Source organism: Aeromonas sp. 96A (assembly GCF_051919165.1).
In the GTDB taxonomy this organism is placed as follows: domain Bacteria; phylum Pseudomonadota; class Gammaproteobacteria; order Enterobacterales; family Aeromonadaceae; genus Aeromonas; species Aeromonas veronii.
The window spans coordinates 4,230,480-4,255,076 of record NZ_JBQBFE010000001.1 but is presented as its reverse complement, the minus strand read 5'-3'; the positions used below and the strand labels follow the sequence as shown (position 1 = coordinate 4,255,076).

Below are 24,597 nucleotides of genomic sequence, written 5' to 3'. Positions count from 1 at the left end.
CTTAATCTTCCTTCGCATCCAGGCCGACGATCTTCTTCAAGGCCGCGCCGAGTTTGGGGTAGTTGACCTTGACGCCTTCGTCTAGGTCGATCTCCACCTGCTCGGTGGCCAACGGGTACAGCACCTCGCGCTCGTACTCCTCCATCTCGGCGATCATCTTGGTGATCTTTTCGATCTCCTTCAGGGCCTTGGTCTTCTCGCCCTGGCTGCTGCTGGCGCTGATACTGACCGCCTCCAGATGGTTTTTGTGCGAGGTGAGCTTGGTGCTGAACTCGCGCAGGTAGTCGTTGAGCACCACGCTGACGGTATCAGGGCGGTAGCGGTGCATGTAGATCAGCGCGTTGAAGCTCCCCTTGGGGCTGGAGAACAGCCAGTAAATGGGGCGCTTCTTGTAGCGCTTCACATGGTCGGTGTAGAACTCGCCCAGGAAGTAATCGCGGATGGTGTAATTGCGCTTGCCCTTGATGTTCAGCGCCTGCTCAACGAAGCGGAGGTTATCCTCGTAGTGCTCATCGCCAAAGGCCACGCGCAGGAACTTGCGGAAGCGCTCGGCGATATCGTCGGTGAACCAGTCTCCGTCGAGCATGGGAATGACGTTGTCGTCGTCCGCCGGGAAGCTGGGCTCCGGAATCTGCCTCAGATAGTCCTCGATGGTCTCGCCCTGATTGGCCAGGATCAGTCCCGGCTTGTCTAGCGCGTAACGGCCGAACATGCAGCCCACCGCATAGGAGACCAGCTCCCGCATGGTGTCGGCCAGCAGCAGCGCCTCCAGCTCGTCCTCGCTCTTGTCGTTGCCGTAGCGGTAGTGCGGGTTGCATGTCAGGGTGATTTCATTGAGCGGCACCTCGGGCTTCAGGTCATCTTGCAGGCCGTAGGCCTCGATGAAGATGCGGTTGTTCTCTCCTTCAAGCTGCTGAGTCTCCAACGTCATCTCCCGCCAGTGAGTACGGAGCTTCTGATAGGTGGCGTTCAATATCGGCTGGCGGTATTCAGGATTCAGTATCGGCAGATTAGTGAAGTCCCAAGATGACTCACTTGAATTCCAGTCCTGTTTTGCCAGCTCGACAGCCGAATCAGCCAACTCATTGGCCGAATACAACTCTTTATAGGTTGGAATTATCGGTAGTAATTTCATGCTGCCCGGACCAAAGTCTTTCGGGGCAACAACCCTCAGTAAAGGGGCAACAACCTTAGAATGCAGAAAGGACATTGCAAATTTAGCGTCTTGCTCATGTTCTGAGAAAAACATTGAGTTTTTCTGATCGAATATATGGCCCGTACCGACCAGCCGAGTTGAAAGCTTGTTTGAAATGTTGTTGTATGCCAGTCCACTACGGAAATAATATTTCTGATTACGTACAGTAGAGCTCTTATGGGCTCTAATCTCTGATCCGTCAAACTGCCAATTTAGAATAAATTCGTGATTTCCATACCACTTCCGATATTCACTACCCTTGACGTATGGAAACCACTTGTTGTTCTGATATTTCTCTCCATTACGCTCATCCCTTTCAAAACAGATATCTTGCTGAGAAACTTCAGACCATCTGCGGATAAATCGGTCATTGTCGCCGGTTTGTAGTCCAGTGAATGCTTCCGCTATTTCTTTTAACGGAATTCCATTGTTAAATGCCTCTCTTGTGTGAGGAGAAATAAAGTATGCAAAGACATTACGAGGAAGCTCAGCAAACAGCGTAGATGAAACAACATATTTATTGCTTTTTGATTCGAGCGCCTCTCGTTTTCTTTCGGGTGTTTGGAACAAAGTTAAATCAAAATATGTACCTAGACATTTGTTTTTCTTATGATTCCCGAAGACAAACGCGGCAACCTGCACGACTTCACCTTTTATTTCCTCAAAAGCATGCGGGCCTAAATGAGCCAAAGTACTAATGTCATAACGAGACAATACCTGCTCTCTGAATTCAGTGTAGTCATCACCGAACATCCAACTGTCCATGGTCACCATGGCTGTGAATCCATTGGTGTTTTTAAGATATAGTGATCGTTCAATGAACGTTGCAAAGAAATCAGAACAACTATTAGGGTATTGCTCTCCCATTAGTACTTGCAGCCTACCATTCATGTTTTTCTTACCCATGTATGGCGGATTAGCAATAACCGCATGGTATTTCGGGCTCAGGTATTCGGCTTGCAGCAGTGCCAGAAGTACCTTGTCGTGCGTTGCTTTAAGAAACAGTTGGCCAGTAACATCCCTGGCTTCCAATATCCTATATATCTCGTTGGCATCGGTAAGATCCGGGCGGATCAGAGAACCAAAGTTATCGGCCTCTTCGAACTGGCGCAGGGTTGTCAGTAGTGGCTCAGTGAACAGGTCGCGCCCGATGAAATCCATGTAGTCATTCAGCTCAACCTCGTCAAAGTGAACATTTTTCAGCACGCAGATGTTCGGCTTGACCCCCTTGTTGAAGAACCGGCGTTGCTTGGCGCGGGCCTTCATGGTCAGGGCAAAGGCGGCCAACTCCCCGGCGCGTTCGTCGATCTCGATACCGTAGAGATTGTGGGTCAGGATCTTCTCCGGAATCTCGGCGGGATCAACGCCTTCCTCCTCGTAGATGGCATAGAGCAAGTCAAAGGCATAGGTGAGCATGTGGCCGGAGCCGCAGGCCGGGTCGCAGATCTTGATTTCTTCCGGTTTGTTGATACGCAGGAAGTCCGTCTCGGCCTGTTCGGGTTTGATGTAGTAATCCATCTGCTCGACCAGCTTTGAACCGGGACGATTGAGCAGCCACAGGCGGCCGAGGGAGTTTTCCACCAGGTAGCGTACGATCCAATGCGGGGTGAAGAGCTGGGTGGCGGCCGGAATGTTCTCGGGTGTGATCTTCTTGTTCTTCTTCAGGCCATCGAACACCTCGTCCTTCTTCTCGGAGATGTAGAACTGGTAGAGCCAGCCGATCACTTCGACATCCTCGCAGGCATCCGGCGTCATCGCCTCGCGGGTATAGGCGAGGATGGAGTTGCCCGAGAGCAGGTCGTCGGGCATCAGCAGCTCGGTGTAGTCGTCGATGCGCTGGAACAGGAACGGCATGGCCTTGTTCCAGTAGTTGCAGGCCGCCACCACAAGTAGGCGGTAGGCCTCCCCCTGCGGGTCGCGGCTAGGCGCACGGCCATCGAGCAGGGCGAAGATCTGCTGACGTGTCTTTTCCGGCACCATCTCGTCGTCGATATGACCCATCTTGGCCTCGGTCAGGATCTCAGGCTGGAACTGACCGGGGTCGGCTGGAGAGACAATACTGACCCGGTTGTAGCGGTTCACATCCATGAAGCGCAGGGCGCAGAAGCGGTTAAACCAGATGTAAGCCACCCGGTCGATAACCTGGTCTTTGCCTTGGTCTTTGATCGCTTCTTCGAGCTTTCCCACTGCAGCCGCATGTTCACGGCGTGCTGCGCTTTCTGCATCCAGCACTAGCGTGAACTTGGCGAAAACCTGTTCCATCAGAGCTCGCCTAGCATATTGCGCGAATCGTTTTAATTTTTGTGTTTCCATCTCTTTAGGCTCCTCCGGTTGCAGCTGCTAAGCGGGTGACCGGCCATTTGGGGAAATTTTCATTCCATGTCTGGATATTAAAAACTTGGCAATTCTGAACTGGGTGTCTTTGCCAACGAGGCGAACCTTTGCCCACTGGCGATAATTTCTTGGCGATTTCATCTGAAAAATTTGGCAAAACTTCGCTTTCAAGGGTGACCAAGCTGAGGTAATGAACTTCTTTTGAAAGCCTGTCTTCGGCCCAGCGATAGAAAAAACTATCGATAAATTTTGAAGCAAATGTCGAGCTTAGCGTTCCGTTGTTGAGTTCATCCCTGAACTTTTGAAGTCCCTTTTCCTGGGCTTTGGGATTACCCGGGTCTTTCACTTCAACAAACAGAATGGCCTCGTCAAGCTCGACGATAAAATCCACGCGATGCATTTCGCCAATACCGTGATAGTTGGGCTGATCGGACCTCATTTGATCGAATACGAGTGTGTCAATCGCATCGGTGAAGTCGATTTCGATGTCGCGTTCTCTGAGTTTCGTGTTCCTTCCTGCGCTCATTTGCCCAAGCTACCCATTTTCTTATTTACCTGCGCTTTGGTGATTTCGTTAAATGTGTCGGCAATAGCATTAGGGGTGATTGCACGGTAATCGTCGACGCTATCTACTTGGATATGACCTTTCTCATCACGAAAGAGCACATGGAAGCGCACGTGGTCTTCTTTACCTTGATCCATCAGCAGATCAAACCACTTGAGCAGCGCATAGTCGTGGGTTGCCAGAATGATTTGTTGGCCATTGCGCGCCAGCTCCAACAGGATCTCCACCAACAGCCTCATCAGCTTGGGGTTCAAGTTAGTTTCAGGTTCATCCCAAAACAAAGGCCCACTGGTGCCGGGTTGAATAGCGCCCGTTTCTAGAAGGCGTGCGAGCATGCCCGCCTTGCGAAATCCTTCTGCCATGGCATTCGAGGAATACTCAGCATGTGCTGTACGGAAGATAACCTTGCCGCCGCCATAGAAAATAAATTTCCCGCCACAGACTTGTTCAATCTGCTCCATCGCCCATTTCGACTTTTCGTGCAGATTTTCGGTGCGGATCTCCGGCAGATCGAGCAATAGGCAAACATCTTGATATGACTGATCAAAGGACAGTCCATATTTTTCATACAGGCTGTTGAACCCCTTCATAAATGAGAGGACTTCTTTGGTCGGGATGAATACCGCCTCAGCCTGATACTGCTCGTAATTGGTACGATCCTGAATGGCCAGCGCTCTGGAGTTGTTAAAGAAAGTCGCGGCAATTTTCTGCCCCCCAGCAAACGTCGCCGCCAAATAGGCCTGGTCGGTCGCGCCCTGGCGATGCATCTTGCCAAGCTTGTCGTCCAGCGGCATGTGAAGACGCAGCAACTTAGCGGTCAACACCATTTCGAGCTCATCGTCGTCGGTATCGGATTTGTTCTTAAACAGGGGCGCACCGGCGCAAAGCCCATAGGCCGCTTTAAGCAAGTGAGTTTTGCCAGTCCCATTCTCACCAATAATGACATTGATCTTGGCGGAAAAGTCGATAGACAGGTCGTTGAAGACGGTGAAGTTCTTCAGCGTCAGGTTGGTGATCATATCTGAACCCTTTTTCCTTTACGGATTTCATCCAACAGAGCCTTGCGCATGGACTCCAGGTAGTGCATTACGTCGGCCTCATCTGCCAGCCAGGCTTTGTCGTAACTTGCCCGCACCTGGCGGACATTGACGTATTCGACCTTAGGTTTCTGTAGAGGCGGCGGAGTATCGTCATCCTGGTCGTCTGATGGCTCTGCTGGGGTGGGCGCTGGTCGCGGGGTGGCAAGATCGACCATGCGAGAGAGGAGCTTTTGGTAACCCTGCTCTTCAAAGTATCTTAACCGGTCGTTGATAACGGCAATCAGGCGCTGTTGTTTGATATCGGTGATCAGATCCCCATACGGCTGGTCCAACTCGGCTTGTCGCGCTTGTGGGAGTTTCTGATATTCCTCCATGCTCTGCATACGGGTCTGCATAGTGTGCAAAGTGTCGATGGCATGTGAGCGCGTTTGCTGTACTGCTTGATCTATTTTCGCCGCCAGCGAATCGACTAGTTCCTTGACCTGCTGAATACGGTTGCCTGTAAAGCAGCGCTGATCTTTCAGCTTATCGGTTATCTCCGCTACCTCATTTCCTTGCACGTAGGTAAAGTTAGCTTCTTGGGCTTGCACAAACTGACGCGCGTGGTCAAAGATCGCTTTCTGTGGGCCGCTCATGAATTTGCGGATGGGGTCGATGGTGTCGTCCTTCATATCCAGCAACCCATCTTCCTGCCGGCCAAGTTCAGTCAGGTACCAAGTGTAGGGTTTCCCCACCTGCTCTTTGAGCTTCTCTATCACTGGCATCAACGCATTGAGGAAAGGATATTGGGCGAGCTGTGCAATCAGCGGATTAAGCTGATGGATCAAGTCCTGAAAAGCTGTGCCCACCTCTTTGCCGAGGGCCTTGGCTTCGCTGGCTGCTGGCGGAGCATCAAAGAACTCTTCATAGAACGCTTTCAGGGCTCGTACCTGAGACTGGGTAAATTCGACTTGGGGTTCCAGCACCACATTGCCATGACCATGAGTGTTGCGTAGCGCCCGTTCCAGCGCATCCTCTTCCAGCAGGTTGCCGTCGGTGCGGACTTCAACCTTACCGCGAGCGCAGAGGTTGGCCAGGGTACAAAGCACGGCCGCGTAGTTCCAGCCATAGGGTTTGCGCTCGAATTTTTCCAGCAGGTTCTTCAGTGTGGTACGCACCCCTCCTCGATTGTTGCTCTGAATAAACGCCAACAGCTCCTGTTCGGACTCGGCCAGAGAGGTCGCGTCGTTACCGAACAACCCTTCCTGTGAGGCTTTAAGGCATTGAGCAATATCGTTCTCGGTATAGGTGATGCCGCGCAGCATGCGAAGGTTCGGATAGGCACGAGAGATGAGTTCGTGGAATCCACGCAGCACCCGGGTTTGCGCATCTTCGGAACCGATTTCGATGTCAGCTCCAGCCACAAACAACTTGGCCTTACCCATCAGGATTTGAAGGCGCTGCTGCAATTCGGCATACCGTTCCCGGTTCTGGAAGCCCTTATCGGTCAGGATGCGCTTCACCGCCTCTTGTTGGGTGATCGACATATTCTGTCGAATGTATTTCTCCGTTCGCTTGTACATGAGGATATCACGCATCAACCGCTCATCTGTCGGTAGAACTATGAACAGCTCGTCAGATTTGTAGGTTGAGCTTGTGCGCAGCATTTGCTCGTTTTCTGCATGCTCATGGAATGAGCTGATGACATGGATAGCTAGCTCGTATTCCCGCCCATGTAGTCGATCATCGAGCTTTCTGGAAAACGGGTAGTCCTGGCCCCCTGTTTTGCTGTCAGAAGCGTCGTAACGGATCTTTCGATGTTTGATGACGTGGTCGAACACGATCTTCTCAAGTTCAGCGGCAACGTCTGATGATTCCACCTCGGTGTTCTTGATCTCCTGCTCGACATCTTTTTCCTCGTCGGTCAGGTATTCGTAAAGCTCGCCATTGCGCTGCACATAGGTCTGTTGCTCGAGAAGACTCAGCGCCTCTTCAATCCGTTTGCGAAGAGCGGGCAGATCTTGATTAAAGCTGTCCAGCATCAGGACGCAGAGGTTACGGACGGTTGGCTTGAACTCCTTAACGTACTTAACCAAGAACAACATTTTGAGCAATTTGATTGCAAAAAGATTATCAAGATGGTGTTCAGCCTGAATAACCGCTTTTTGGATCTGTGATTTCAGTGCGGTACGAATACCTTCGAACATCAGATCGAAGGTTGCTAATTGGCCAATTTCATGGTCGCCAATCTGGATCGCGACCTGTTGGAATACGCCCAACATCGAGCGCTCGCCCACAGAGCTGTGCTTACCTTCAAAGGCATTATGCTGCGAAAGATTTTGAATGGCCGACTGGAAAAGTGCGAACTGGTACGGAATGAATGGATAGCTGTGAATGAAGTGATCCCGATCCTGATAGTTCCGGTAAGTTTGCGAGCCGTCGGCAAAGTCGAACAAGGTCTTAAAATTGTTGGACTGAGCGTGATAAATGTCCGAGAGCTGGCGAACGCCTTCTTCGGTTTTCATGAGCAGGCGCTTCTGGATAACCTCAGCCACGTCGGCGCTGGTCAGTTTCATGCGGTTGGCGAACCGCGCCTGGATCTTCGAGAAGTCGTTGCCTTGCTGCTTGCCCATCTCGCCGACAACCGCTCCCATGTCCTCCTGGGCGGTCACGATGACCCATGCACGACCCCGGCATTTGGTGGCCATGCTCTCGGCGATAGTCTGGAGGTTGGTCATCAGCTTAACATTGTCAGCGATGTACTGGCCGACCTCATCAACAAAGAAGTTCAGACGGAAATCAGGCGATTGTCGCTCGATATACGCATTCACCTGTTCGGCAAAATCTTCGATGGAGACACGGTATTGGCTACGGTATTTATCGAGTATCCCCAGAGCGGAGACCTCGTCACCACCATTTACCAGGGCATATGCTTTAGCAATATTTTTTGCCTCGAGTAACGCCTGTTCACGTCCCCGTTGCCACGTTCTGCCCGCAATGGAACCGTAGGCCGATTTGAACTGGTCATAGAGACCACGGCTGTCGAGGTCACGCTCAAATTGGGCAATGTGTCCGTGTTTGCCGTAATAACCGCACATCTCGTCAAAGACCTTGACGAAGACCGCGAGGAGCGCATCGATCTGGGTCTTGCTGATGACGTCCGCTTTCTGGTCGATGTTGAACAGAATGCTTTTCGATGGAATGGCAACAGCTCGCTTAAGATCACCGCGAAGAATTTCGTTGGAGCCACACTTGGGCAGAAACAGATCAAGAGCCGAGGCACCGTCGATCTGACGGTTTTCGAGCAAGAGCGCCAGCATCTTCAACAGGTGGGACTTACCTGACCCGAAGAAACCGGACACCCAAACACCATTGGCACCTTCATAGTTGTTGTAGGCATCGAGAAAGGACTCAAGCCGCTTCTCGACTTCGTTGGTCAGAACGTATTCTTCAATCTCGAGGCGAAGGCTGGCTTCATCGTCAGCTTTGATGACCCCCTCAATCGGGCGATCAACTGGCTTGTTAAAAATTGTCTTAAGAGTCATCACGCTTCCCTCGTCTCTCATTATTAAAATCAGGCTTCGCAGTGAAAGATGTTAAATGCCCGGTAGTACTTGTCGTCATGCAGCCTTCCGAAGAGATCGAGCGACGCGCCAGACTCGAGGGAGTGGGTGTAGGCCCCCGGGAAAAACATGACAGTTGGCTTTTCTTTCGCCGTGCTCTGCAAATTGTTCAACACGTTGTGCGAGCGGATGTAAGGGAACACCTCGCCAACGCCGGATAAAAAAAGAACCTCGAAATCGGTGCTTGCCAACTTGGCTGCCATGGCCGGAACGAGATGCGCTTCGGGGTCCAGTACGCCCTGCAACAGTTCTTTGAGCTGCTCTTTAGAGACGGAATCCTCCATCTCGATAATCTGGTCCCAGATGTCACGTTCTTTGAGGATTTCTATCGAAAGATCATACAAATTGATCTCCATAATCCGAATGCCGACCTGTTCAAGACGATTGATCAGCTGACGTTGGAGCCGCTCCATTTCGACAGACTCTTCCGGCTTGTAGGGACAGATAAAGAACGGGACCTCGTTGCCGAGCCCTTGCTTATTGAGAAAACGTTGGCCCGAGATCACGGCAAAGAGATGCTGAAATCTGTCTTGCATCGGTATTCTGGCTATATCCGCTGTCACTGTTTCATCCCCTTCACATCGGATTCAAATACAGGGAAGTGCAAAATATCCCTGCGGCTGCCTTGTTGGATCAGACTCAGCAGTCTTGGACTGAGCATTGCTGTGTGTATCATGCTGTTGGCCGTTAAGAGATCCGCCTCACGAAGCATCTTGAACAAAACCTGCCGTAATTTGCCTCGTGTCGCCGAGGTGATCCCATCCAGTTCCAAATGCCACTCAGATTTCCGGTTGAAGAAGGAATCAAAATCCTCGTGGGTCAGATCGCTTTTCAGTGTGATGTAGCGCTCTCGAAGCACTTCGACGGCAAAATCAGCAATAAATCTGTACCGACGGCAAACGGCGAGCCACAGGAGATAAGCCTGCTCTTGGTGACTGCCCTCAACAAGGAATTCAAGTTCGCCGAGGGTCAACGTTCTGAGTCGAGAGATGATTTCACGGCAAACTCGTTTGAGCGTATTCAGTGTTCTGGTTTGCAGTAAATTGTCAGCGATGACCTTGTCTCGAACAGAGCTCCAATCGCCAAGATCAAGATACAGCGCGGTCAGTTCCACCGATTCACGGTGAAATAGACTGCCCGTTGTAAATGACATGCTGTATCTCTCGTTACTCATTCTTGGTTAGGATTCCTTTTTATAATGGTCTGCAGCGCCACCGGCCTTTACCCATTTGTCCACCTCATCCTTCTTGAACTTCCAGAGGCGGCCCATGCGATGCGCGGGCATTTCGTGTTTATCAATCCACTTGTACACAGTGTCATTGCTGACCCCGAGGTACTTGCAAATCTCACTTATCGATAACCAACGGTCTTCCATCTCAGCCATTTATCAAGCTCCTCATAGGGGCGACTGTGGGGTTCATCCATGTGCTCGTCAGAGGCAAGTAAGTGAAAACTGACGGATCTATCCCGATTAAATCATTTGGTGATGATATAAATCCATCACCTTATGTCAAACGGTCTTTGCCGATTTAAGCCGATTGTTTGCTAATAAGGTCGATATGAGTGCTGAACAGTGAGCAAAAATGACCAGGTTTCCGAGAGCTTCAGTACCCAATATTGCCCCTCGGAGTATGTGTAAGTATCTGATCTTGGGATCGGAGAACCTAGAGTGTTAATCATGGAAACCGTGTTGAAGATCCGGTGTCTGCATCAGGTGGACGGCCAGTCCATCAGCTCCATCGCCAAGGCAACAGGCCCCTCTCGCAATACTGTTCGCAAGTACCTTCGCGAACCACCCTCCGAACAGCCCAAATACCATCGCCAGCAGCCTGCCAAAGTGGCGGTCTTTGTCCCCCGGCTGGTGAGGCCTATCAGTTTGACTGGAGCGAGTAAGAGGTGGAGAACGGCGGCATGGTGCAACGGGTCAATGCTGCCCATTTTTGCCTTACCCACAGCAGCCAGCCCTGTTGTGCTATGGTGTTTCCTCCGCGAAACCCAATAGATGCTATTTGCTGCCCACAATACGGCCTTTCACTACTGGGGAGGCGTGCCACACCAGGACATCTACGGCCACCTCAAAACATACGACGATCAGGTGCTCGAGGATAAAGAGCGCAGTTTCAATCCCCGCCTCCTAGCGCTGATGAACCATTACGTGACCGGACCGGTCATAGCCTGCCCCCAGCTTCAGGCAGGGAGAAGGATCAGGTCGAGAACGAAACAGTTCCTGGATATGCACCAGCCCCTTTGATGAACGAGCACCTTACTACAGTGAGCAGGCTGGCGTTCGGCTGGTCTGCCCTAGCGATGACACCCGGTTGCTGCTGCAGCAAGTGAGCGTGCAGCTACCGCAGATCTGGCGCGACGGTTACCGCTATCAGAAGGGCGGGGTCATGCTGAGTGAGTTCACCCCCAAGAGGCAGCAACAGGCCGATCTGTTTGCCCCGTCCTCCGCTCAATCGGATGCGTTGATGGCCGTGATGGATCAGATCAAAGCCAAAGGATTGGGGCGCGTAGGCTTTGCCAGCCAAGGCACGGGGTCGCCTGAGTGGATGATGCGCCAAGAGCACCTGAGCCCCTGTTACACCACCCGCTGGGAGGACCTGCCGGTAGCGAGGTAAAAGCCACCGAAGGTTGAACAGTCTATTCAAAGCTCGCTGGACAGGTAAATTTTGGACGGGGAATTTTTTTCCAAACGAGGAGCTGATACAACAGAGAGCGCCAACTTTCGCAAGAGTCAGTTACCTTTTGAGAAAGGTGAGAGTTAAAATTTCCTCCACGGCCAATTAACCACATATGACCATTCCAGCCCAGATAACACTATGTTATTGCAGAAGTTCTGATGTTAGGCATACGGTTAGGCATACATGAATTTTCTGAATTGTAGATTTTAATTTAAGATCAATTGGTTAGTCATTGGGTTCAACATCCCCCAGCCACCAAACGTTTGGAAAGGGCCACCTCGCAAGAGGTGGCCCTTTTTATTTGTCCATGTCCATGTTGTTTACCGATATCAAACTGGTTGGATTTTTTTTCCAATATCCCCTTGAACTGGCCTTTGGCAAAAAAAATCAGGCGCATCACCGCGCAGGCTTTATCATCAGGTTGCCATCCCGATACTAGCCGGACTCACAGCCGCACATCAGCATGTCGTGGCCCAATATTGAGTAAATTGATGTTGGCCGCTGCATTTTAATGCACTTACAATATGCGCCCAATTCTGTTGGATTCCTTCTGATGCTCCGCCAATGTGATCGTCTATTCCTATTTCTCCTGCTACTGCTCTGGGGCGTGGCGGCGCACGCCATTACCAGTCTGAATGAAGACGAGTTTGATCTGTCTGAGCGCGCCTGGCTGTCATCACACCAGGAGTTGGTCATCGGCATGCCGATGATGGGTGACCCTCCATACAGCTATAAGGATGCAGCTCAACGCTTTACCGGCCCAGTCCCCGATATTGCGCAGCAGATTGCCAGAACGCTCGGGTTGACCCTGCGCTACAAGGTTTACCCCTCCTACCTTGATGCGCTGACCGGGCTTGACCACGGCGCAATCGACATGCTGGTGAACGACCAGCCAAACGAACAATGGCGCTCCAATATTGTCTCCCTCCCGTTTTTGCTCTCCATGCCGCGCGGCGTGCTGCTCAACAATGGCAAAACGAAGTTGTCACGACAGGATGCCCATGGTTTGCACTGGATCTGTGTCACGGGAGTCAATGCTTGCAGTGAATTGAAAAAACTGGGATTTCCCCGTGTGACCGAGGCAGAGAGTCGCAGCGAAGCAGCGTTTATGCTCAAAAAGCGCATGGCTGACGCCTATCTTGCTGACATGCCGTCACTGGTGATGGTGAAAGATCAGCACCCCAAGGCTGGTTTCACCATTGCCACTCCGGAATGGGTAAGCGGCACGTCTCTCTCCATCAATATGCACAAGAGCGACCCGGCACTGGTCAGCCTGGTGAGCAAGGCATTCAACGAGATACCGGTTGAAGATCGTCGTCATATGCTGGCCGCCACCACAACTAGCCAACATGCGGACTCAGGAGCGGTGAAGTCTGTGCAGTTTACCCCTGAGGAGCAGGATTGGCTCAACCAGCATCCTGAGCTCACTTACGGCGTCTCCCCGGACTGGACCTCCATGAGCGAATTCAATTACCGGGGCAGGCTGGTCGGTTATGTGGCGGACCTGATGGCGCTGATGCAGCAAGTCTCCGGGCTGAAGTTCTCTCTGGTTCGCACCAATAGCTGGGGTGAAACCCAGAATATGCTGAAGCTGCGGCAGATCGATTTTATTCCGGCCATCTCCCCCAACCACGATCGCGGCCAGTTTGCGCTGTTCACCCCCGGCTATCTGTTTGTCGATCGGGTCGTTATTGCCCCCAAACGCAGTGCTGATATCACCGATCTCTCACTGCTGCGAGGGAAACGGGTCGGCATGGTGCATGGCTCGCTGGATAAAGAGCTGCTGACCCACATCGGCGCCCATCCGGTAGAGGTCAACAATGACAACCGCTTGCTGGAGCTGCTGGACACGGGCGATGCCGACTACGTGATGGTCACCCTGCCATCCATCAACAAGCGGGTGAGCGAACGCTATCAGGTGGTCTATGCCGGCAAAGACTTGCGCCTGCCGGTCGCCATGGCCACGCGCAAAGATCCCATGCTGCAGCGGATCCTTACCAAGGTGCTCTATTCGATACCGCCGGAGGAGCTCAATAAAGTGGAGAGACGCTGGCTCTCCATGAGCGTGCAGACCGGCATCAATAGCGAAACAGTGCTGTTCTGGTTCGCAATGGGCGGCGCGGCAGCCACCCTGCTGTTTGCCCTGTTCTGGGCCTGGAACCGTACCCTGAAACGGGAGATCGTGCAGCGACAACGGGCCGAGAAGACACTCAATGAGCAGTTGGTGTTCGTCCAGACCCTGCTCGACTCCCTGCCCAATATGGTGGCATTACGGGATCACGAGCATCGCCTGACCCTCTGCAACCGGGCATACCGCGAGCTGTTTATCGGTGACGGATCCGCAGGAGATGGCTGGGGTTATATGACCGAGGACGAGCGGCAACAGATGCTATGCGAGGAGCGTGCGGTCTGGGAAACCGGCGAGAGCTTCCAAGGATCGGGTTATACCCAGCGCGAGGGGGATATTCCCCTTCACGTGGTCTACGTCAAGTTGCCCTATCGCGCAGCAGACGGCGCGATTCAGGGGGTGCTGACGGTATTGACCGATGTCAGTGCCCTCAAGGCCGCCGAAAACAAGGTGCGAGAAGTGGAGGGCAGGCTGCGGGACATCACCGACAGCATGCCGGGTCTGGTTTATCAATATCTCTGGCAAGGGGCCGGCAAGGGGAAATTCCTCTATCTGTCCCAAGGAGCCAGCGACATTCTCGGGATGACCCATCAAGAGTTGATGGCAGCCGAGTCTGGCGGCGTGATCCTCGGCTTGAACGACGAGGCTCTGGCAGCCTTTATCGATAAGGTGGCCAAACATGCGCGAACCCTTGAGCCGCTCGATATGGAGGTGCTGGTGCCCTCTGTTCAGGGGGAGCGATATATCCAGATCCGCGGCAACTTTGTGGCGCAACAGGGCAATGAACGCCTGCTCAACGGCGTGGTGCAGGACATCACCGCTATCAAGCAACAGGAGCATGAGCTGCGCGAGGCGCGTGCCGCGGCCGAGCAGGCGATGCAGGCTCGCAGCCGTTTTCTGGCCACCATGAGCCATGAGCTGAGAACCCCCATCTCGGGCATGCACGGCATGCTGGAGCTGCTGCGCATGAGTGAGCTCAATGATGACCAGCGCTATCTGCTGCGCAATGTGGAGAGCTCGGCCAACCACCTGCTCTATCTGGTCAACGATATCCTCGACTTTTCCAAAATCGAGGCGGGTCAGCTGCACCTCAATCGCCAATCCTGCCGTCTGCAACCTGTGGTGTGCGATGTGATCCGCGGCCATGCCGCACTGGCCTACAGCAAGGGGCTGAAGGTCACGCTCCAGTGGGAGGATCAACTCCCCGACCTGGCCGATATCGATCCGGTCAGAGTGGGCCAGGTGATTTCCAATCTGCTCAACAACGCGGTGAAGTTCACCGAGCAGGGCGTCATTTCGATCCAGGCCAGCTATCACGACCAGCAGCTGGTTATCGCGGTGACGGATACCGGCATCGGCATCGCCGAAGAGAAGCAAGCGCTGCTCTTTACCCCGTTCGAGCAGGTGGAATCCGATATCAATCGCCGCTTTGGTGGCACCGGTCTGGGCCTGGCCATCTGTGATCAGCTGGTGAAGAAGATGGGCGGCACCCTGACGGTCAAGAGCCAGCTCGGTGAAGGGGCCTGTTTCCGCTTCAGCATCCCGCTGCTCAATGTCCTGTGGGAACCACCCGCACTGGCGGGCAGCGAATGGTGGTGGCTGGGTAGCGATGCCACCTTGCAGGTCACCATGGCACGGCTAGGCGCCCGATTGAGCCCCCTCGAGATCCACCAGCTCACCGCCGATCTCGACGGCCTGCTGTTGGCGGAAGAGGCCGCGCTGGAGTCCAGTATGGGGAGCGATTGGCACACCTTGCTGCAATCCGGCACTCTCAAGGGGGTCATCCTCTCCCCCCGCGAAGCGTTGCGGGGGCGCATGGGCTCGGAGAATTGGTGGCGCCTCGGCCAATGCCCCCTCTATCCGGATCTGTTGCTCGAAAGCTGCCGCGAACTGATCACCGAGCGAGCCGTACCCACCCATGCCGCCAGCATCGAAAAACTGGGCGGGCGGGTGCTGGTCGCCGATGATCATCTGGTTAATCGCGCCCTGCTGACCCGTCAACTGGCGATTCTGGGAGTGGAGTGCGAGGTAGTGGAAGATGGCGAGAAGGCGTTGCGCGCCTGGCAAACCCGGAATTTCGCCCTGCTGATCACCGACTGCCACATGCCGCACATGGATGGCTACACCCTGACCCGCCGCCTGCGGGAACAAGAGGAGCAGGCCCCCATCATCGGCGTCACCGCCGATACCTCGGAGGAGGCGGCAGCCAATATGACGGCAGCCGGCATGAACGGCATGCTGTGCAAACCCTATTCGCTGGAGTCACTGCGCCAGATGCTGCTGCGGTGGTTGCCCGCGACTACGATCACAGAGAGAGTGCCCGCACGACAGGCCATCAATCTCGACATGATCGGTCGCTGGCAAGATCTGTTTGGCGATGAAGGGATTGCCAAAAGCATGGCAAGGGAGTATCTGGCCTCCAACCGGAAAGATTGCCACGCTATGATGAGCGCGCGCTCCTCCGATGATAGCCAGGAGCTGGTGGAGATCGCCCACCGCATCAAAGGGGCAGCCAGAATGGTCGGGGAGCTCTCCCTGGCCGAGCAGGCGGCGCAACTGGAATCGGCGGCCCGCCTCAAACAGTTGAGCGAGCTCGCGCTGCTGACACAGAGAGTGGAAGAACAGATGAACAATATTGAACGTGAAATGGGATTGTGGCTCGATGAGTAGAACGGCAGACGAGTTGGTCATTATGGTGGTCGAGGATCACGGGTTTCAACGCAAGACCCTGATGCACCAGATCCGGGCGCTCGGTTATCAGCAACTGCTGGAGGCCGCAGACGGCATCGAAGCCCTGGCGCTGTGCCAGAGCCACACTGTCGACATCCTGTTCTGCGATCTGCGAATGCCCGGCATGGATGGCATGGCGCTGCTGCGCCGCCTCTCGCTGGGTGGCTTTCGGGGCGGCATCATCCTCTCCAGCGCGCTGGAAGATGACGTGGTGGAGGCCGTGCTGCGGATGAGCGCGGCCTATGGTCTCCATGTGCTGGGTCGCATCGAGAAACCCTCCAGCCCGCAGCGACTGCGCCAGCTGATCGACTCCTGGGCCCCCAAGTCGGCCCCCTCGGGCAAGGACGATGGCCTCGTCCTGTCGGTGGACGAGCTCAAACGCGCCCTCGACAACGACCAGTTGCTGCCCTGGTATCAACCCAAGGTCGGCTTTGCGTCCGGCCAGTGGGTGGGGATGGAGGCGCTGGCCCGCTGGCAGCATCCGGAATACGGGCTGATCTCCCCCGGCATGTTTATCCCGCTGGCGGAAAACAACGGCCTTATCGACCAGCTGACCGATGTCATCATCAACAAGTCGCTGCAGGATTGCCATCTGTGGGGCCAGACCGGCCTCTCCCTCAATCTGTCGATGAACCTCTCCACCACCTCGCTGATTGAGGGAGACCTCTGCCACTTCCTGATCAACCAGTGCCAGCGCTGGGGCGTCAATCCCGAGCTGATCACCCTGGAGGTGACCGAAAGCTCGTTTGTCGAGGATATCGGCAAGGCGCTGGAGGTGCTGACCCGGCTGCGGATGCACGGCTTTGGCCTCTCCATCGATGACTTCGGTACCGGCTACTCCTCGATGCAGCAGCTGGCGCTGCTGCCGTTTACCGAGCTCAAACTTGATCGATCTTTTGTCGATCGCTGCTATGCCGACCCCTCCCGTCTGGCCATCATCGAATCGAGCATCGAGCTGGCACGCAAGCTGGGGCTGAAATCAGTCGCCGAAGGGGTGGAAGATGTACAGACCTGGCAACTGCTGGCCAAGCTGGGGTGCGATATCTGCCAGGGCTTCTTTACCGCCCGCCCGATGCCACGCAGCGAACTGCAGCACTGGCACCAGATCTGGCAAGCCCGGCTGCCCACCCTGATATCCGGCTGATCTTCCGCAACCAACCCTTTGGGCCAACAGCGCGCCGATCGGCAACGTGAATGGCCACCTTGGAAAAGGTGGCCATTTTCTTTATCTAGGACTCGCCACTCACGCATGCCCGCCCCCTCTCCAGCAACTGTCTATCCAGCCGAGTGCCCCCCCCTTTGCTCTGCATGCACCGCATGCCTTGCGTCACCATTTATGCAAAATAAGTTGCATAAAAAATGGTGCTACTGGCGGATCACGCCTACCGCTAGCGAGAGCTAGCCTCTCTTCTACCAGACGCATAAACTGACAATAAGACAATGAATCACCTGCTGTAACAGGAATAGTTCTCAACGATGCGCCGTGCCGATGAGGTAGACAAGACAACCTGAAATCGTTTTCCCTTTTGAATAATAAGCTGTCTAAAATCAAATAAAGTTGTAAATAATCTTTGTTATGGTGAGCGTATAGCAAGCGGCCTCCCTGTCGCTTCCCCTGCTGGCTCCGCCAGATGCAGCATTTTCTGCGCCTTGAAAGCGAGTTTATGACGCCATGATCACCATCACCCTCGATGGGGCTCAGTTGACGGTTAACCAGACCCAGACCCTGCTCCAGATAGCCAAACAGCACCAGACTGATATCCCCTCCCTGTGCGGTGACAACACCAGCGCCCCCAAGACGCCGTGCGATCTCTGCGTGGTCGAGATTGCCGGTCTCGGCATCCGGCGCGCCTGCGAGACGCACCCCGAGGCAGGGATGGTGATCACGACCCAAAGCGATGCCCTGCACGCACACCGCCAGCAGGCGCTCGGCCGCATCCTCTCGGACCACTACGCCGATTGCGAAGCCCCCTGCCAGCGCGCCTGTCCGGCCGGAGTGGACATTCAATCCTATCTGCATCACATCGCCATGGGGGAGCACCAGGCGGCCATGGCCGTCATCAAGCAGACCCTGCCGATGCCCCTCTCCATTGGCCGGGTCTGCCCCGCTTTTTGTGAAGCGGAGTGCCGCCGCGCGCTGGTGGATGAGCCGCTGGCCATTCGTCAGCTCAAGCGCCATGCCGCCGATCTCGATCTGGCCGAGATTGCCCCCTATCAACCGGCAAAGAAGCCCGCCAAGGGCAAGCGGGTTGCCATTATCGGCAGCGGCCCGGGCGGCCTCACCTGCGGTTACTATCTGGGTTACGAGGGGTTCGAGGTCGACCTGTTCGAGGCGATGCCCAAAGCGGGTGGCTGGCTGCGCTACGGCATCCCCGAGTACCGGCTGCCCAAGGCGATCCTCGATCAGGAGATCGACCTGATGTGCCAGAGTGGCATGCAGATCCACACCCAGCAGCGACTGGGCAACCAGATCACCCTCTCGGCACTGTGCCGCGACTACGATGCGGTCTGTCTGGCCATCGGCGCATCCAAGGCGGTGCCGATGGATTACCCGGGCAGCACCCTGGCCGGTTGTTATCTCGGGGTCGATTACCTCAAGGATCAGATGCTGGCCAAGCGGCTCACCACCGGCAAGAAGGTTGCGGTGATCGGGGGTGGTAATACCGCGATCGACTGCGCCCGCACGGCGGTCAGGCTGGGCGCTGAAACCACCCTTATCTATCGCCGCACCCGCGCCGAGATGCCCGCCGAAGCCTACGAAATCGACGAGGCGGAGCAGGAAGGTGTGCGCTTTTTGATGCTCACCAATCCGGTAGAGAATCTGGCCGATGAGGCTGGTCGCGTCTGTCAGGTGCGCCTCGAGAAGATGGCCCTCGGCGAGCCGGACGCCTCCGGTCGCCGACGCCCGGAGCCCACTGGTGAGTTCTTCTTTGAAGAGTTTGATACCGTGATTGCGGCCGTGTCGCAGCAGCCGGATCTCAGCTTTATGGAAGGGGAGCCCCTCACCCTCCCCTTCACCCGCTGGCAGACGCTGGAGTCCCATCCCGAAACCATGCACAGCGGCCACGGCAACCTGTTCGCCATCGGCGATCTGCGCCGCGGGCCAGCCACCGCCATCGAGGCGGTCGCCGATGGTCGCAAGGCGGCGCTGGCCATCGATCAGTTCCTCCATGGTGACATGATCGATCCGGTTCGCCCCTTCAACGCCTGCAAGGCTCCCACACTCAAACAGGTTGATCCCGCCCAGTTTGCTCACTTGAAAAAAGTCGCCCGCAGCATCATGCCCCATCTGGCAGAGCAGGATCGCGAGGGCAGCTTGGCCGAGGTGGAGCGTGGTTTGAGTGATGCCGATGCCCGCAGCGAAGCCAGCCGCTGCCTCGAATGCGGCTGTCAGGCCAATACCGATTGCGCGCTACGCGACTACGCCACCGAATACAAGGTCGACCAGAGCGCTCTCGATACCAGTCAATGCCAGAAGTTTGCAGTGGATAACAGCAGCGAATTTATCGTCTTTGATGCAAACCGCTGCATCGGCTGCGGCCAGTGCGTGCAGACCTGTGGTGAGCAAGCGGTGCAGGGGGTGCTGCGCTTTGCCAAGAACAGCGATGGCACCCTCTCGAACCGGCCGCAGTTCGACACGGGACTCTCGATGGGCGACTCCCACTGCGTGCAGTGCGGCGCCTGCGTACAGGTCTGCCCCACCGGAGCCCTGGTAGATGCCCGCGACAAGTCGCAGGGGCGCACCGAACTGCTCACGCCGGTCAATACCATCTGCACCTACTGCGGGGTCGGCTGCGGCGTCACCCTCTACGTCGATGAGGCGCACAACCGCATCCGCTATGTGGAAGGGAATCGCAACTCGCCGGTCAATCAGGGGCTGCTCTGCGTCAAGGGACGCTTCGGCTTTGACTTTATCCAGAGCGAGGAGCGCCTCACCACACCGCTCATCCGCAAGGATGGCGAGCTGGTGCCTGCCAGCTGGCAGGAGGCCATCGCCCTGGTGGCCGAGCGTTTCACCGCCCTTCGCCAGCGCTATGGCAGCGATGCGCTGGCGGGTTTCTCGTCAGCCAAAACCACCAACGAAGAGAACTACCTGTTCCAGAAGTTCATACGCCGGGAGCTGGGCACCAACAACGTGGATCACTGCGCGCGGCTCTGCCACGCCTCCACCGTTACCGGGCTGGAGGCGTCACTCGGCAGTGGCGCCATGACCAACGACATCCCGAGCATCGATCACTCGGATCTCATCTTCATCATCGGCTCCGACACATCGGCAGCCCACCCCATCATCGGATCCCATATCAAGCGGGCCGTCACCATGGGCAAGGCGCGGCTGGTAGTGGCCGATCCCAAGCGGATCGAGATGGCGGACCATGCCAGCCTCTATCTGGCCCACCGCCCCGGCACCGACGTGATGCTGCTCAACGGCCTGATGCAGCAGATCATCCAGAACAACTGGCACGACAAGGCCTATATTGCCGATCGGGTGGAAGGGTTCGAAGCGCTGCAAGCGGAGGTGCTCTCCCCGGCCTATGCCCCGGACAAGGTCGCCCTCGTCACCGGCGTACCGGCCGAGCAGGTGATCGAGCTCGCGCGCCTTATCGGCACCGCCGAACGCACCGCCGTCTACTACTCGATGGGGATCACCCAGCACACCACCGGCCACGACAACGTGCGCGCCATCGCCAACCTGCAACTGCTGTGCGGCAACATCGGCATTGAGGGGGGTGGCATCAACCCGCTGCGGGGCCAATCCAACGTGCAGGGCGCCTGTGACATGGGGGCGCTGCCCAACTGCCTGCCCGGCTATCAGAAGGTGGCCAACCCCGAGGTGCATGCCCGCTTCGTGGCAGCCTGGCAGCAGCCAGACTTGCCGCGCACGCCCGGGCTTACCCTCACCGAGACCATCGATGCCGCCTGCGCGGGCAGCATCAAAGGGCTCTATGTGATGGGAGAAAACCCGGTGCTGAGCGATCCGGATCAGCATCACGTCATCGAGGGGCTCAAGCAGCTGGAGTTTCTGGTGGTGCAGGATATCTTCCTCTCCGAAACCGCCCAACTCGCCGATGTGGTGCTCCCCTCCTGCTCCTTTGCCGAGAAGAGCGGCCACTTCACCAACACCGAACGGCGAGTGCAGCGCATCTCCCCCGCCCTCAAGGCGCCGGGGGAAGCGCGGGAGGATTGGTGGATCATCCAGCAGATTGCCAATGCAATGGGCGGCGACTGGCGCTATCAGAACGCCCAGGAGATCACCGCCGAGATCTGCCGGGTCACCCCGCAATACGCCGGCATCCAGTGGGACAAGGTGGGAGCGCAAGGGCTACAGTGGCCTTGCAACGATGCGGCGCCCGAAGGCACTCGCCTGCTCCACGGCAAGCAGTTCACCCGCGGCAAGGGGGAGATGGTCGCCACCCCGTTCCGCTATGCAGCCGAACTGCCCGACGAGACCTATCCCATCGTGCTCACTACCGGCCGCCTGCTGGAGCAGTTCCACACCGGCACCATGACCCGCAAGACCAAGGGGCTCGACAAGCTGGCTGGCCCGCGGGTGATGATGAGCGTGGTGGATGCGCAGCGGTTGGGGATCAGCAACAGCGAGCAGGTGAAGGTCACCAGCCGCCGCGGCCATATAGAACTGCCCGCCTTCGTCACCAAGCGGATGCAGCCTGGCGTGGTCTTTATCCCGTTCCACTTTGCCGAAGCCCCGGCCAACCGGCTCACCATCAATGCCACCGACCCCCACGCCAAAATCCCCGAGTTCAAGGTAGCTGCGGTGCGCATCGACAAGCTGACCAGCCAACACACCTCGACACCACAGCCAGAGATGGAGATAGCCTGACCGGAGATCAGGTAACACGCAGGATAATCCGCAATAAAAAGAGCCACCCGACGGGTGGCTCTTTGCGTTCACCAATACCACAAGCCAGATCATGATCAGCCCCCGGACGCCACTGTCAGGGTCATCCCGATACTCATGCGGTCACCTCTGGCGAGTAGCCGCAAACCGGGGTGACCGGCCAGGTGGTGGGCATTGGCGGCGTGACTCTGGGGCTCCAGACAGACGAAGCCACTCCCCTCATCGGGCTGGTAGAGCATCAGGAAGGCACACTCGCTTGAAACCTGCAGCCGCTGCTGGCGGGCAGGATGGTCAAGCTCGGCCTGACCACGCCAACTGCCATAACAGTGGTTGAGCCACCCTTGCGGGCGCTGCCACTGGCGAAAATCGAGGTGGGGCGTCAGCCTGCTCGACCAGTCGATCGGCAGATGATCTGCTCCCTCTTGCCAGACGCCGCTCGCCAGAAAACGGATGCGGGTCTGCTCGTCGCGCCAGAAGAAGGGGTGAAAACCCGCGCCGTAGAGACAGGGGCTCTCCCCAAGATGGGTCAGGCTGATCCGCGCCACCAGGCTCGCCCCCTGCAGCCGATAGTCGATCTCCGCCAGATAGTGAAAGGGACCATTCTGGCTGTTGAGCTGCAAAGTCACCGAGCTGTCGGTCAACGCCACCGGTTGCCATCGCTGTAGCCAGCCATCCCCATGCAAAAAGAAATCGGGATCGAGCTCGCTCGCGGGCAATGCACACGCCTCTCCCCACAACTCAAAACGGTTGCCTGCGACCCGGTTGGCCAGCGGCAACATGGGAAACAGCGCGCTCTGGCCGGGATGCCAGGGCTGCGCCAGGTCAGTGCCGCGCAACAGCGGGCGCCCCTGCTCATCCTCCAGCCCCAGCAGACAGGCCCCTTGGGTTGAAACCCGCATCCTAAGATGCGGGTTGCTCAATGTGTAGACCGTCATGCCTAGGCGCTCGCCTTGGTCGGCGTCAGCTCCACCTTGCCCTGGGCCAGTTGGGCTTCCAGTGCCTCCAGCGTGACGCCCTTGGTCTCGGGCACCTTGCGATAGATAAAGATGAGACCGGCAAAACAGATAAGGCCATAGAGCAGGAAGCTGCCTGCAGCCCCCAACCCGGCATTGAGCAGCGGGAAGGTGTAGGTCAGCATGAAACAGGCGATCCAGAGCGCCAGCGTACCGGCCGACATCGCCAATCCGCGCACCCGGTTCGGGAAGATCTCCGAGAGCAACACCCAGGTGACCGGCGCCAGAGTCAGGGCATAGATGGCGATCGCCGCCAATACCAGCAGCAGCACCGGCATCCCCAGTACGCCTGTGGCATAGGCCGCCGCCATCATGCCGTAGATGATGGTCAGTCCCGCCGAGCCAATCAGCATCAGCTTGCGACGGCCAATCTTGTCCACCATGGGCAGCGCGATCAGGGTAAACAGCAAGTTGATAAGACCGGTGGCGACGATGGACTTGAGGGTGCTGTTGATGTCAAACCCGGCGGAGGCAAAGATCTCCTGCGCATAGTTGAAGATCACGTTGATGCCGCACCACTGCTGGAACACCGCCAGCACAATCCCGATGATGAGGATCGGCCGCACCGAGGGTTTGCCCAGCTCCGCCAGCGAGACCTTGTGGGCCTCGCCCACCAGAGTCTGGCGGATATCGGCCAGGGTCTGCTTGGCATAGGCATCCCCGCCAATCTTGCCGAGCATGCGGGAAGCTTTCTCATACTGACCATCTTTGGCCAGCCAGCGCGGCGACTCCGGCACGAAGAACATCAACACCAGAAACGCCAGCGCAGGTACCAGCTCGGCACCGAACATCCAGCGCCAGCCGGACTGACCATTCCAGGTCGCCAGAATATCGGCCTGAGTCGCATTGCTCGCCACCGGATCAGCGATCATCAGGTTCACCAGCTGAGCCGCCAGCACACCGATGACGATGGTGAGCTGGTTGATGGCCACGAACTTGCCGCGCTTGTTGGCCGGGCTGATCTCGGCGATGTACATGGGCGAGAGCGCAGAGGCCAGACCGATGCCAATCCCACCGATGATGCGATAAACCACAAACAGATCGAAGTTGCTGGCCGCAGCCGTGCCCCACGCCGAGATGGTGAAGAGGATGGCTGCCAGGATCAGCGGCTTCTTGCGACCGAAGCGGTCGGCTGACCAGCCGGAGATGGCGGCCCCCAGCACGCAGCCCACCAGCGCCGAGCTCATGGCCCAGCCGGACTGGGCCGGATCCGTGATGGCAAAATAGGCCTCATAGAAGGGCTTGGCCCCGCCAATCACGACCCAGTCATAACCAAACAGCAGGCCACCGCAGGCGGCCACCAAACAGATCATCCAGATGTAGCTCATATTGAGCCCATTCGTATCCAATTGATTTTTCGTGCGTTCCATGACTCATCCTTTCTATCTTGTCGATTGTAGGGTGCAGTGGCGCCCCTCACCGTGGCGGGGCGCCGGTTTTTGTTATGAG

The 24,597-nt window shown here is 56.3% G+C and carries 13 protein-coding genes; 4 read left to right on the top strand and 9 right to left on the bottom strand.

Annotated elements, in window-relative coordinates:
* Window position 1: 1 nt before the first annotated feature.
* The 7 genes from pglX to ACTG2W_RS19770 are packed head-to-tail and all read right to left on the bottom strand — an operon-like array spanning window position 2 to window position 10,120.
* On the bottom strand, window positions 2–3,508 hold the full coding sequence (pglX, locus tag ACTG2W_RS19800; protein ID WP_440016487.1) for a BREX-1 system adenine-specific DNA-methyltransferase PglX: 3,507 nt from the start codon (window positions 3,506–3,508) through the stop codon (window positions 2–4).
* 4 nt (window positions 3,509–3,512) lie between these two features.
* On the bottom strand, window positions 3,513–4,055 hold the full coding sequence (locus tag ACTG2W_RS19795) for a hypothetical protein (RefSeq protein ID WP_257706957.1): 543 nt from the start codon (window positions 4,053–4,055) through the stop codon (window positions 3,513–3,515).
* Window positions 4,052–5,113, bottom strand: coding sequence for an AAA family ATPase (locus ACTG2W_RS19790; protein ID WP_440016486.1), 1,062 nt, complete (start codon window positions 5,111–5,113; stop codon window positions 4,052–4,054). The genes ACTG2W_RS19795 and ACTG2W_RS19790 overlap by 4 nt, the downstream gene beginning before the upstream one ends.
* Window positions 5,110–8,658: a BREX system P-loop protein BrxC gene (gene brxC, locus ACTG2W_RS19785; RefSeq protein WP_440016485.1), complete on the bottom strand. Its 3,549-nt coding sequence runs from the start codon at window positions 8,656–8,658 to the stop codon at window positions 5,110–5,112. Before brxC ends, ACTG2W_RS19790 begins: the two co-directional genes overlap by 4 nt.
* A 29-nt stretch (window positions 8,659–8,687) precedes the next feature.
* A complete protein-coding gene (locus ACTG2W_RS19780; protein WP_440016484.1) occupies window positions 8,688–9,272 on the bottom strand; it encodes a DUF1788 domain-containing protein in 585 nt (194 codons plus the stop codon).
* A 23-nt stretch (window positions 9,273–9,295) separates the two neighbouring features.
* Complete coding sequence (locus ACTG2W_RS19775; RefSeq protein ID WP_440016483.1) at window positions 9,296–9,889, bottom strand: DUF1819 family protein; 594 nt, start codon at window positions 9,887–9,889, stop codon at window positions 9,296–9,298.
* A gap of 27 nt (window positions 9,890–9,916) precedes the next feature.
* Window positions 9,917–10,120: a helix-turn-helix domain-containing protein gene (locus ACTG2W_RS19770; RefSeq protein ID WP_440016482.1), complete on the bottom strand. Its 204-nt coding sequence runs from the start codon at window positions 10,118–10,120 to the stop codon at window positions 9,917–9,919.
* An 847-nt stretch (window positions 10,121–10,967) separates the two neighbouring features.
* Here ACTG2W_RS19770 and ACTG2W_RS19765 point away from each other — a divergent pair.
* The 4 genes from ACTG2W_RS19765 (at window position 10,968) to fdhF (ending at window position 22,117) form a co-directional block, all read left to right on the top strand.
* Window positions 10,968–11,357, top strand: a complete 390-nt coding sequence (locus ACTG2W_RS19765) for a DUF4113 domain-containing protein (protein WP_440016547.1) — start codon at window positions 10,968–10,970, stop codon at window positions 11,355–11,357.
* 616 nt (window positions 11,358–11,973) lie between these two features.
* Window positions 11,974–16,218 carry an ATP-binding protein gene (locus ACTG2W_RS19760; RefSeq protein WP_106842675.1) on the top strand — a complete coding sequence of 1,415 codons (4,245 nt, stop codon included), beginning with the start codon at window positions 11,974–11,976 and terminating at the stop codon, window positions 16,216–16,218.
* On the top strand, window positions 16,211–17,422 hold the full coding sequence (locus ACTG2W_RS19755) for an EAL domain-containing response regulator (RefSeq protein WP_005353540.1): 1,212 nt from the start codon (window positions 16,211–16,213) through the stop codon (window positions 17,420–17,422). The genes ACTG2W_RS19760 and ACTG2W_RS19755 overlap by 8 nt, the downstream gene beginning before the upstream one ends.
* 528 nt (window positions 17,423–17,950) lie before the next feature.
* Window positions 17,951–22,117 carry a formate dehydrogenase subunit alpha gene (gene fdhF, locus ACTG2W_RS19750; protein WP_106842676.1) on the top strand — a complete coding sequence of 1,389 codons (4,167 nt, stop codon included), beginning with the start codon at window positions 17,951–17,953 and terminating at the stop codon, window positions 22,115–22,117.
* 95 nt (window positions 22,118–22,212) lie between these two features.
* Here the strand turns inward: fdhF and ACTG2W_RS19745 are convergent, their stop codons facing one another.
* Together ACTG2W_RS19745 and ACTG2W_RS19740 are read right to left on the bottom strand one after the other, a co-directional pair.
* Window positions 22,213–23,070 (bottom strand): aldose 1-epimerase, encoded by an 858-nt coding sequence (locus ACTG2W_RS19745; RefSeq protein ID WP_106842677.1) that lies wholly within the window; start codon window positions 23,068–23,070, stop codon window positions 22,213–22,215.
* 2 nt (window positions 23,071–23,072) lie between these two features.
* A complete protein-coding gene (locus tag ACTG2W_RS19740) occupies window positions 23,073–24,518 on the bottom strand; it encodes a sugar porter family MFS transporter (protein WP_106842678.1) in 1,446 nt (481 codons plus the stop codon).
* Between the last annotated feature and the right edge of the window lie 79 nt (window positions 24,519–24,597).

Coding starts and splice junctions, on each gene's coding strand:
- pglX (WP_440016487.1), bottom strand. CDS start 3,508: ATGGAAACACAAAAATTAAAACGATTCGCGCAATATGCTAGGCGAGCT.
- ACTG2W_RS19780 (WP_440016484.1), bottom strand. CDS start 9,272: ATGCAAGACAGATTTCAGCATCTCTTTGCCGTGATCTCGGGCCAACGT.
- ACTG2W_RS19755 (WP_005353540.1), top strand. CDS start 16,211: ATGAGTAGAACGGCAGACGAGTTGGTCATTATGGTGGTCGAGGATCAC.
- ACTG2W_RS19745 (WP_106842677.1), bottom strand. CDS start 23,070: ATGACGGTCTACACATTGAGCAACCCGCATCTTAGGATGCGGGTTTCA.
- fdhF (WP_106842676.1), top strand. CDS start 17,951: ATGATCACCATCACCCTCGATGGGGCTCAGTTGACGGTTAACCAGACC.
- ACTG2W_RS19775 (WP_440016483.1), bottom strand. CDS start 9,889: ATGTCATTTACAACGGGCAGTCTATTTCACCGTGAATCGGTGGAACTG.
- ACTG2W_RS19770 (WP_440016482.1), bottom strand. CDS start 10,120: ATGGCTGAGATGGAAGACCGTTGGTTATCGATAAGTGAGATTTGCAAG.
- ACTG2W_RS19790 (WP_440016486.1), bottom strand. CDS start 5,113: ATGATCACCAACCTGACGCTGAAGAACTTCACCGTCTTCAACGACCTG.
- ACTG2W_RS19740 (WP_106842678.1), bottom strand. CDS start 24,518: ATGGAACGCACGAAAAATCAATTGGATACGAATGGGCTCAATATGAGC.
- ACTG2W_RS19760 (WP_106842675.1), top strand. CDS start 11,974: ATGCTCCGCCAATGTGATCGTCTATTCCTATTTCTCCTGCTACTGCTC.
- brxC (WP_440016485.1), bottom strand. CDS start 8,658: ATGACTCTTAAGACAATTTTTAACAAGCCAGTTGATCGCCCGATTGAG.
- ACTG2W_RS19795 (WP_257706957.1), bottom strand. CDS start 4,055: ATGAGCGCAGGAAGGAACACGAAACTCAGAGAACGCGACATCGAAATC.